This window comes from Halomonas sp. 141 (genome assembly GCF_002810305.1).
GTDB lineage: Bacteria > Pseudomonadota > Gammaproteobacteria > Pseudomonadales > Halomonadaceae > Vreelandella > Vreelandella stevensii.
In genome coordinates this window covers 1-9,361 of record NZ_PINZ01000068.1, presented here as the reverse complement: position 1 = coordinate 9,361, position 9,361 = coordinate 1, and the positions used below count along the sequence as shown (strand labels likewise).

The window sequence follows — 9,361 nt, the reverse complement described above, 5'->3', positions numbered from 1 at the left end:
TGGCAGGGGAAATAGGCCATCTTTACTGGTCAGAAAGCGACCGCTGATGCGGTGAAAGTACCATTCTGAGCGCTTCAACCGCTTAGAACCGAATTGATCAGCGGTTCCTTAGTGAAAGGTCGCCGGCAACGGGATTAACGTGAAGCCCCATATTTGGGGGCGAGTTCCTGCTTGATGCGGGCAGCGACCTCCTTGAGTCGTGGGCCAAGATTGTTGACCAGGCGATCATGATCCAGCCGCAGGCTGGAGCCGCCACAGTTGATGGCCATGACTTCCGCACCATCTTCCAGAATCAGTGGCATCGCCACCGCGCTGATATCCCGCTGCCAATCCTGTTCGGAGAGGCAGAAGCCGTATTCGGCATAGTCGCGCAGGCTCTGTTCGATGCCCGCCTGCAGGCGGGGCCAGTCGCTGCCATGAAACGCGGCCAGCTCTTGCATCACCTGATGGCGACGCTCGCCAGGCAGGCCGCATAGCCACGCGCGCCCAATGGCCGACGTGGCGATGGGCAGCCGGGAGCCCACGTCCAGGCGAATGATCAGCGGGCCGTGGCCATGGCAGGTTTCCAGATACACCATGTCGCTGCGGTCGGCGCTGCCCAGGCTGACGTTACAGTCGGTGGCATCGGCAAACTGCTGCAAGTGGGGGCGGGCGACTTCGCGTATCCCCATGTTGGCCAGAAAGCGGTAGCCCAGTGCCAGCACCCCTGGCCCCAGGCGGTACTTTTCCAGATGGCGGTTATGCTGCAAGTAGCCAAGCTGGGTCAGCGTGTAGGTCAGCCGTGACACCGTGGGGCGGGGAATGCGGGTGCGATTGGAGAGCTCCGCATTGCCCAAGTACTCCTCGCCCGTTCCAAAGGCGCGGAGCAGTTCCAGCCCACGCGCCAGCGCGGTGACGAAGTTGCGGTCTTTTTCGGAGGGTTGCGGCTCATCAGCAGCGGCGTCGGTGGGTTCCATCAAGCGTCTCGGCTAATCGTTCATTGAGTAGCAAGTATCGCATACCTGCGCTGGGGCGATGCAAAGCGTGATGACAAAGTGCCATCAACGCTTGGCCTGCGTCAGCGCTCCAGGCGCTCGATGATGGTGGCAATGCCCTGACCCACGCCGATACACATGGTCACCAGCGCATAGCGCCCGCCGGTGGCTTCCAGCTGGCGCAGGGCCGTGAGGGCCAAGCGCGCGCCCGAGGCACCCAGCGGATGGCCGATGGCAATGGCGCCGCCGTTGGCGTTCAGGCGTGGGTCATCGGCGGAAAGCCCGAGCTGCTGAACGCAGCCCAGCACCTGCACCGCAAAGGCCTCATTGATTTCGATGACGTCCATCTGTGCCAGCTCAAGGCCTGCCCGGGCCAGCGCTTTTTGCGACGCGGGCACCGGCCCCAGGCCCATCACCCGAGGGGCAACGCCCGCCACGGCGCTGGCCACGATACGGGCGCGGGGGGCAATTCCGGCACGCTCGCCCGCAGCCAGGGTGCCGACGATCAGCGCCGCGGCGCCGTCGTTCAACCCGGAAGCGTTGCCTGCGGTCACGACGCCGTTGTCGAACAGCGCACCCAGCCTGGCCAGTTTCTCTTCGGTGCTTTCCGGCCTGGGGTGCTCGTCCTTGTCCACCATCAGTGGCGGCTGTTTGCGCCCCTGGGGCACTTCGACGCCGAACATCTCGCCGTCATAAAAACCGTTGGCCAAAGCCTGGGCGTAGCGAGCCTGGGAGCGGGCGGCAAAAGCGTCGCTGGCGTCGCGGCCAATGTTCAGGTCGTGGGCGATGTTATCGGCGGTTTCCGGCATGCTGTGGCTGCCGTACTCTTTGGCAAGCCACGGGTTGGGGAAGCGCGAGCCAATCACGGTATCGAACATGGGCTGATTGCGCGCGTAGGGAGAGTCGGCTTTGCCCAGCACGTAGGGCGCACGCGACATGGACTCGACTCCGCCCGCCAGGAACAGCTCGCCTTCGCCCAGACGCGCCGCCCGGGCGGCGTCCATCATGGCGGCCAGGCCGCTGCCGCACAGCCGGTTGACCGTCTGTCCCGCGACGTCGATGGGCAGGCCCGCCAGCAGCGCCCCGTGGCGGGCCACGTTGCGAGAGTCTTCACCCGCCTGGTTGGTGCAGCCCGCCAGCACTTCTTCGTAGCTTTCAGGGGCAAACGGATTGCGCGCCACCAGCGCTTTTAATGTCAATCCCAGTAACTCATCCGGGCGAATGGCCGCCAGGCTGCCGCCATGGCGGCCAAAAGGGGTGCGTAATCCGTCGTAGATATAGGCGTCTTGCATGGTTGTTCTCCTTGTTTGGGTGAGCCGTATTGGTAACTGGGGGGTGTCAGCCCGTTGGCCCGTTCGTCAGGGACATGCCTAGCGCAGCGCGGCGGCGCAGCCACGGGCTGGGGCGGTAGCGGGGGTCGCCGGTGGCGTCCAGCAGGTTGTGCAAAATGGTCAGGATGCGCGAGGCGCCGTAGTGGTCGCCCATGCGTAGCGGACCGAACGGATAGCCCAAACCGAGTTCTACCGCTCGGTCGATGGTGGCAGGCGCTGCGACCCCTTGCTGAGCGATATCTGCCCCGACATTGACGATGCAGGCCACCACCCGCTGCAGCACGAAGCCATTGCTGTCCTGAAGTGTGCTGACCGGCGTGCCATCGGCATTGAGCAGGCTGGCTGCGGCCTCAATGAGGCTGGCGCGGGTCACGGGCGACGCCATCAGACTGCGGCGTTTTTCAAGCCCTGCCAGCATGTCCACCGCCACGCACTGCTCGGCGTTCAGGCCCTGGCGCAGGGCGCACTGGGTGGTGTCTTCACCCAGCGGCGTCAACAGGCACAGCGCCTCGGGGGAAGGCTGCTGCCCGCTCTCCAGCGGCCAGCCTGCAGCTTCGACCAGCTCGGCAAGCTGAGCGGCGCTGTCCGGGTCCTCCTGGCTGATCCATACCGGGCAAGCAGGCGTCGCTTGGCGGGGGCGCTCTTCTGGCATCTGCTGCTGGCCCTCCACGTAGCGGTAGAAGCCTTCGCCGGTCTTGCGCCCCAGCAGCCCCGCCGAAAGCCGCTGGCGGGTCAGGGGTGAGGGCCGAAAGCGCGGCTCTTCATAATATTGGTGGTACACCGATTCCATCACCGCATGGGAAACGTCGAGACCGGTCAGGTCCAGCAGCGTGAACGGCCCCATGCGAAAGCCGCCCTGGTCGACCATGATGCGATCAATGGTGGCGGGGGCGGCCACGCTCTCGCTCAGAATACGCAGCGCTTCGGTGCCAAAGGCGCGCCCGGCGTGGTTGACCAGAAAACCGGGGGTGTCGGTGGCCTGGGCGGTGAAGTGGCCCATGGCAGACCCCAGCGCATCGACCCGCTGGGTAACGCTGTGATCCGTTCTCAGCCCTGGAATCACCTCGACGATTTTCATCAGCGGTACCGGGTTGAAGAAGTGAAAGCCAATCACCCGTTCCGGGTGCTGGCAGGCGGCCGCAATCGCGGTCACCGACAGCGAAGAAGTGTTGGTGGCCAGCACGGCATCCTGGCGAACGATGCTCTCCAAATCGCCAAACAACCCCTGTTTGGCGTCCAGCTTCTCGACAATGGCTTCGACGACGATGTCGCAAGGGGCCAAGGCGGCGAGGTCGCGGGCCTCGACCAGTCGCTCGCCATACTGCTCGGCCTGAACCTGGGTCATTCGCTGCTTGTCGGCGCTGCGTTGCCATAACCCTTGAATAAAGGCTTTCGCTTCCGCCACCGCGCCTTCCTTGACATCAAATAGCATGACCTTCAGACCCGCCTGCGCGGCGAGCTGGGCGATGCCTCTCCCCATGGCCCCCGTGCCGACAATGCCGAGGGTGGTGAACGAATGGGCGATTGGGTCATTGGACATGGGTCAACATCCTCGCTGTGAGCGTTTTTGTTCTGCATTGCAAAATAGTATTTCGTTTATTGACTGCCATCCTAGGCTATGCAAAAGTGCCTGACAAGAGAGTGAGCGCTGGTTTCGCCATGCAAAACAATTAGGCGAGGCAGTGTGCCGGGCAGAGGTGTCGACCACCGATAAAGCGCATTGGCAGGCATCGCTGCCCCGAAAACGCCAACCATAAAAATATCGTTGTCCCAGGAGCCGTCATGATCCGTGATCCCGAACTGCTGAATCAGTTGGTTGATACCATTGCCCGTTTCGTCCGGGAGCGTTTGATTCCCAATGAGGCCCGGCTGGCCGAAGAGGATGCAGTGCCCGCCGAGATCCTGGCCGAGATGAAGGAGATGGGGCTGTTCGGCCTGTCGATCCCCGAAGAGTACGGCGGCCTCGGTCTCACCATGGAAGAGGAAGCTCTGGTAGCCATGGAGATCGGCAAGACCTCCCCGGCGTTTCGTTCGGTGTTTGGTACCAATAACGGCATCGGCGCCCAGGGGATCTTGATCGATGGCACCGACGCCCAGAAAGCCAAATACGTGCCGCGGCTGGCCACCGGCGAGATTCTCAGCTCGTTCTGCCTCACCGAGCCCGACTCTGGGTCGGATGCTGCCAGCCTGCGCACCACCGCCGTCCGCGATGGCGACCACTACCTCTTGAACGGCACCAAGCGCTATATCACCAACGGCCCGGAAGCCGACCTGTTCACCGTGATGGCGCGTACCGACCCGGACAACAAGGGCGCGGGCGGTATCTCGGCGTTTATCGTTGAGGGCGATACGCCAGGCCTGATGCGTGGCCCGGCAGATAACAAGATGGGCCAGAAGGGCGCGCATACCTGCGATATCATTTTCGACAACTGCCGGGTGCCCGCTGAGAACATCATTGGCGGTCAAGAGGGCCAGGGCTTCAAGACTGCCATGAAGGTGCTCGACCGTGGGCGGCTGCATATCTCTGCGGTGTGCGTGGGCGTGGCCGAACGGCTGGTGGAAGAGTCGCTGCGCTACACCATGGAGCGCAAGCAGTTTGGCGCGCCGCTGGCAGAGCACCAGCTGGTGCAGGCGATGCTGGCGGATAGCAAGACCGAGGCCTATGCGGGCAAAACCATGGTGATGGACGCCGCCAGACGCAAGGACGATGGCGAAAACGTCTCCACCCTGGCCTCCTGCTGCAAACTGTTCTGTGCCGAAATGGTCGGCCGCGTGGCCGACCGAGCCGTGCAGGTTCATGGCGGAGCAGGTTACATGTCGGAATACGCCGTAGAGCGCTTTTATCGCGATGTGCGTCTGTTCCGCATTTACGAAGGTACGACGCAGATCCAGCAGCTGGTGATCGCGCGCAACATGGTGCGGGAGGCGTCCTGATGGCTCTGTCGGTCCCTTACCAAGCGCCAGACGAGACGATCTTTGGTCGCTTAGCGAGCGAACTGCTGGCGGAGCTACCCGAGCGCTTGAGCACCCGCGTGCTGGAAAACGCTCGGCGCCTGGCGGATCACCCCGCGCTGGTGGATGGCAGCGTCCGCTGGAGCTACGCTGAGCTGGGCCAGGAGATTCGGGCCGCCTGCGAGTGGCTGGGCGCCTTGGGCGTGCGCCCCGGCGACCGGATCATGACGGTCAGTGAAAACTGTCGGGCACTGGTGGTGTTGCTGTTGGCCGCCAGTGAACTGGGCGTCTGGGTAGCCATCGTCAACTCGCGCTTGTCGGCGCAAGAGGTGGACGCGATTCGCGGGAATTGCCAGCCTCGACGTATCTTCTATACCTGCGAAGCCTCTGCCGAAGCGGTTCAACACGCCCAGCGCCACGCAGCCGACCGTTACCAGCACCCTCAACTGGGTAGCCTGGCCATTTCGCCACTCTGCGATAGTGAGCCCGAGCCCGTAGAAGCCAGCGGTGCCGAACAGGTGGCGGCGATGATCTACACCTCGGGCACCACTGGCACGCCAAAAGGCGTGATGCTCACCCATCGTGGCATTCTGTATATCGCCTCGATTTCCGGCGGCATGCGCCATCTCAACGAAGGGCAGCGGGTGTATGGCGTGCTGCCCATGTCCCATGTGTTTGGCCTTTCGTCGGTGTGCATGGGCTCGCTGTACAACGGGGCTTGCCTGTATACCGTACCGCGCTTCGAGGCACCGCACCTGCTGGCCACTTTGAAAGAGGAGCGCATTACCGTACTGCAGGGGGTACCCGCCATGTACGCTCGGGCGCTGGAGTACCTGAAGCGCGAGCAGCGGGCGTTGGAAGCACCGGCGCTCATTTATATCTCGGCAGGCGGTTCACCCCTGGACAGCGATACCAAGACCCGCGTCGAGGCCGCGTTTGGCCTGACTCTGCACAATGGTTATGGCCTCACCGAAGCCAGCCCGACCATCAGCCAGACGCGTATCGACGACCGCCACCAGAACAGCACCGTGGGCCGTGTGCTGCCGCTGCTGGAGTATCGGTTGGAGCCCTTGGGCAGTCACGGCACCACCGAGAACGCAGGAGAAGAAGTGGGCGAGCTCTGGGTGCGTGGCCCCAACGTCATGAAAGGCTATTTCCGCCAGCCGGAGGCGACCCGCGCCACCCTGACGGAAGATGGCTGGCTCAATACCGGTGACATCGCCAGGCTGGATCACGACGATCGGCTCTATATCGTCGGCCGCAGCAAAGAGCTGATCATCCGTTCGGGCTTCAATATCTACCCGCCGGACGTTGAAGCGGTGATCAACGAGCACCCGGCAGTCACCCTGACCGCCGTGGTGGGGCGGCAGGTGGCGGGCAATGAGGAAGTGGTGGCGTTCGTGCAGTGCGAGCCGGGTATCGAGGTCGATATGGCCGAACTCAAAGCTTTCATTGCCGAACGGCTGGCGCCCTACAAGCGGCCGACTCAAATTGTCTTGATGGAATCACTGCCTTCCACTGCCAGCGGGAAAATTTTGAAAGGGCGGCTGCGGGATCTGGCCCAGCAGGAGAGCGCCTCATGAGCGAAACAGACACGACCACACCCCAGGCGCTGATGGGCTATCACGAATTGCTGGGGATGCACGTAGTCGAGTGGCAAGAGGGGCGCGCGGTGGTGGAACTCACCATCGAGCCCAAGCACCTGAACCGCAGCGGCAACGTCCACGGCGGCGTGCTGGCCTCGATGCTGGATAGTGCGCTGAGCCTGGCGGGCCTGCACTGCGATGTGCCGGGCAACATTCGTCGTGGCATGACGCTTTCTCTGACCACCACCTTCGTGGGGCCCGCCCGGCAGGGCGTATTGCGCGCCACGGGCACTCTGCGCGGGGGCGGCCAAAAGACCTACATGACCAGCGGTGACATCGTCGATGACCAGGGCCGCCTCGTGGCCATGGGTGAGGGGTCGTTTCGCCGCCGCAGCGGCAGCGAGTCGGCTCACGGCATGCCGGACCCACAGGCGGAGGAGCCAAACGAGTGAGCCCAGCCCGTGTGCGGGTCTCCTGTCTGCTGCTGGTAACACTGGCCACCCTGATCCATCTGGTAGGGGGCAGCGTGCTGTGGCAGGCCGTGGGCATTATCGCGCTGCTGCTCTACCTGGCGACCCTGCGGGGCCAGTTGACGCGTATGGCCAAGGGGCTGCTGTGTGCAGCGGGCCTTCTGAGTTTGCTGGCGCTGTGGCGCTCGCCAACCCCCGGCCAACTGCTGTTCGAGGCAAGTGGACGCTTTGCGTTCTTTGCCACTTTCGTGGTGGCGCTCAGTATGCTCAGGTTGCCCGCCTATCGTTCCCGTCTGGTGCGCCGCTGTGGCCAGAGCATGCTGCTTCAGCCCCCGGGCCGCCGCTACCCGATTCTCTCGCTGGGGTCGGCGCTGTTTGGGATCATTCTGAACATTGGCGTGCTCAACCTGTTTGCCGCCATGATCGAAAAGAGCAATACCTTGAGCGCCGCCCAAGGCCGTACCTGGGTGCAGCAGGCGCGCCAGCGTCGTATGATGCTGGCGTTATTGCGCGGCTTTTCGCTGGCCCCGCTGATTTCGCCCATGGGCATTGGGGTGGCCGTGGTGCTTTCCAGTCTTCCCCAGGTCACCTGGCTACAGCTAGCCCCTTACATTCTGGGAGCGGCTGGGCTGATTTTCATGGCGGGCTGGGCGGTGGATTACCTGACGGGTCCGCATCCGCCCGCCAACAAGTCCTCCGTTTCCCCCTCGCTACGCCCTCTGGCCCAGTTCAGTGTGCTGCTGATCGGCATCGTGGCACTGGTGTTTTCGCTGGCCTGGCTGCTCGACGTGCGCCTGCCGATTGCCGCACTGCTGGGAGCCCCCAGCGGGGCGCTGCTATGGCTTGCCTGGCAGCGGCGTCGGCTGGGTTACGCCGGGCTGCCTGCGGCGCTAACGGCGGTTCATCGCCAGCTCCCCTGGCTGCTGTCGCCCAGCGCCAACGAGATCGTGGTGCTGGGGGCGGCGGGCTATCTGGGGCATCTGTGTGTGGGCCTGGTGGATACCCAACAGCTTGGGCCGCTGCTGGCGGTGCTCGGCCCGCTGGGCACCTTCAACGCAGTCCTGGCGATGCTGATGGTCGTGGGGCTGGCGCAAATAGGCGTCAATCCCATCGTCACCGTGACGCTGCTGGTGGGCCTGCTGCCCACTCTGGACATCCCTGGGCTGACACCAGCGCTGATCGGGGCGTCGTTGATGGTGGGTTGGGCACTGGCGCTGATGTCGTCGCCCATGACGGCGTCGATGCTGATTCTGTCGCGCTTTACCGGCGTGCCCGCGACCCGCATTGGCTATCGCTGGAATGGGCGTTTTTTGGTGGCGTCGATTCCGCTACTGGCGCTCTGGTTTGGCTGGTCGCCGTTTTAGCAGGCGCTCGTTGTCTGAAACGCTTGACCTTTGCCAGGCGTTTTTTTATTGTTCTTTTTATAAAGTGAAATATTATTTTACTATGCGGAATTGAGCCTAAAAACTGAAGAGCTAAAAAGCTGATGATTCAATCGTGGGAGCATGCCTTATGAAAATCCTCGTCGCGGTAAAACGCGTCATCGACTACAACGTCAAGATCCGCGTCAAGGCGGATCACTCCGATGTGGATCTGACCAACGTCAAGATGGCCATGAACCCCTTCTGCGAAATTGCCGTAGAAGAAGCCGTGCGCCTGAAAGAGAAGGGCGTAGCCACCGAGGTCGTGGCCGTGACCGTAGGCCCCAAGGCTGCCCAGGAGCAGCTGCGCACCGCGCTGGCGTTGGGGGCCGACCGCGCCATCCACATCGAGACCGACGCGCGTGTCGAATCGCTGGCGGTGGCCAAACTGCTGGCCAAGGTGGTGGATGAAGAGCAGCCCGGTCTGGTGATCCTCGGCAAACAGGCCATCGACACCGACAACAACCAGACCGGCCAGATGCTGGCAGCCCTCACTAACCTGCCGCAAGGCACGTTTGCTTCGGAAGTGGCGGTAGACGGCGACAAGGTCAACGTCACCCGTGAAATCGACGGCGGCCTGCAAACCGTCGCCCTCACGCTGCCCGCCATCGTCACCACCGACCTGCG

8 protein-coding genes are annotated in these 9,361 nt (G+C 63.3%); 5 read left to right on the top strand and 3 right to left on the bottom strand.

From position 1 onward, the window contains the following. Window positions 1-134: 134 nt before the first annotated feature. The 3 genes from CWI66_RS16750 to CWI66_RS16740 form a co-directional block, all read right to left on the bottom strand. Window positions 135-956, bottom strand: a complete 822-nt coding sequence (locus CWI66_RS16750; protein WP_016913914.1) for an IclR family transcriptional regulator — start codon at window positions 954-956, stop codon at window positions 135-137. 101 nt (window positions 957-1,057) lie between these two features. Next, a complete protein-coding gene (locus CWI66_RS16745) occupies window positions 1,058-2,266 on the bottom strand; it encodes a 3-oxoadipyl-CoA thiolase (RefSeq protein WP_016913913.1) in 1,209 nt (402 codons plus the stop codon). Window positions 2,267-2,312: 46 nt separating this feature from the next. Then, entirely contained in the window at window positions 2,313-3,845 is a 1,533-nt protein-coding gene (locus tag CWI66_RS16740) for a 3-hydroxyacyl-CoA dehydrogenase (protein WP_100732301.1), read from the bottom strand. A 242-nt stretch (window positions 3,846-4,087) separates the two neighbouring features. On the opposite strand from CWI66_RS16740, the gene CWI66_RS16735 reads away from it, so the two are divergent. The 5 genes from CWI66_RS16735 to CWI66_RS16715 all read left to right on the top strand — a co-directional run. Continuing rightward, on the top strand, window positions 4,088-5,239 hold the full coding sequence (locus tag CWI66_RS16735; protein ID WP_100732300.1) for an acyl-CoA dehydrogenase family protein: 1,152 nt from the start codon (window positions 4,088-4,090) through the stop codon (window positions 5,237-5,239). Then, window positions 5,239-6,840, top strand: coding sequence for a class I adenylate-forming enzyme family protein (locus CWI66_RS16730; protein WP_100732299.1), 1,602 nt, complete (start codon window positions 5,239-5,241; stop codon window positions 6,838-6,840). Before CWI66_RS16735 ends, CWI66_RS16730 begins: the two co-directional genes overlap by 1 nt. After that, a complete protein-coding gene (locus tag CWI66_RS16725; RefSeq protein ID WP_016913909.1) occupies window positions 6,837-7,295 on the top strand; it encodes a PaaI family thioesterase in 459 nt (152 codons plus the stop codon). The genes CWI66_RS16730 and CWI66_RS16725 overlap by 4 nt, the downstream gene beginning before the upstream one ends. Further along, window positions 7,292-8,677, top strand: a complete 1,386-nt coding sequence (locus CWI66_RS16720; protein ID WP_016913908.1) for a hypothetical protein — start codon at window positions 7,292-7,294, stop codon at window positions 8,675-8,677. The genes CWI66_RS16725 and CWI66_RS16720 overlap by 4 nt, the downstream gene beginning before the upstream one ends. A gap of 148 nt (window positions 8,678-8,825) precedes the next feature. Next, on the top strand, window positions 8,826-9,361 hold a 536-nt coding region (locus tag CWI66_RS16715; RefSeq protein WP_100732298.1), incomplete at its 3' end, for an electron transfer flavoprotein subunit beta/FixA family protein.

Coding starts and splice junctions, on each gene's coding strand:
- CWI66_RS16740 (WP_100732301.1), bottom strand. CDS start 3,845: ATGTCCAATGACCCAATCGCCCATTCGTTCACCACCCTCGGCATTGTC.
- CWI66_RS16725 (WP_016913909.1), top strand. CDS start 6,837: ATGAGCGAAACAGACACGACCACACCCCAGGCGCTGATGGGCTATCAC.
- CWI66_RS16750 (WP_016913914.1), bottom strand. CDS start 956: ATGGAACCCACCGACGCCGCTGCTGATGAGCCGCAACCCTCCGAAAAA.
- CWI66_RS16745 (WP_016913913.1), bottom strand. CDS start 2,266: ATGCAAGACGCCTATATCTACGACGGATTACGCACCCCTTTTGGCCGC.
- CWI66_RS16735 (WP_100732300.1), top strand. CDS start 4,088: ATGATCCGTGATCCCGAACTGCTGAATCAGTTGGTTGATACCATTGCC.
- CWI66_RS16730 (WP_100732299.1), top strand. CDS start 5,239: ATGGCTCTGTCGGTCCCTTACCAAGCGCCAGACGAGACGATCTTTGGT.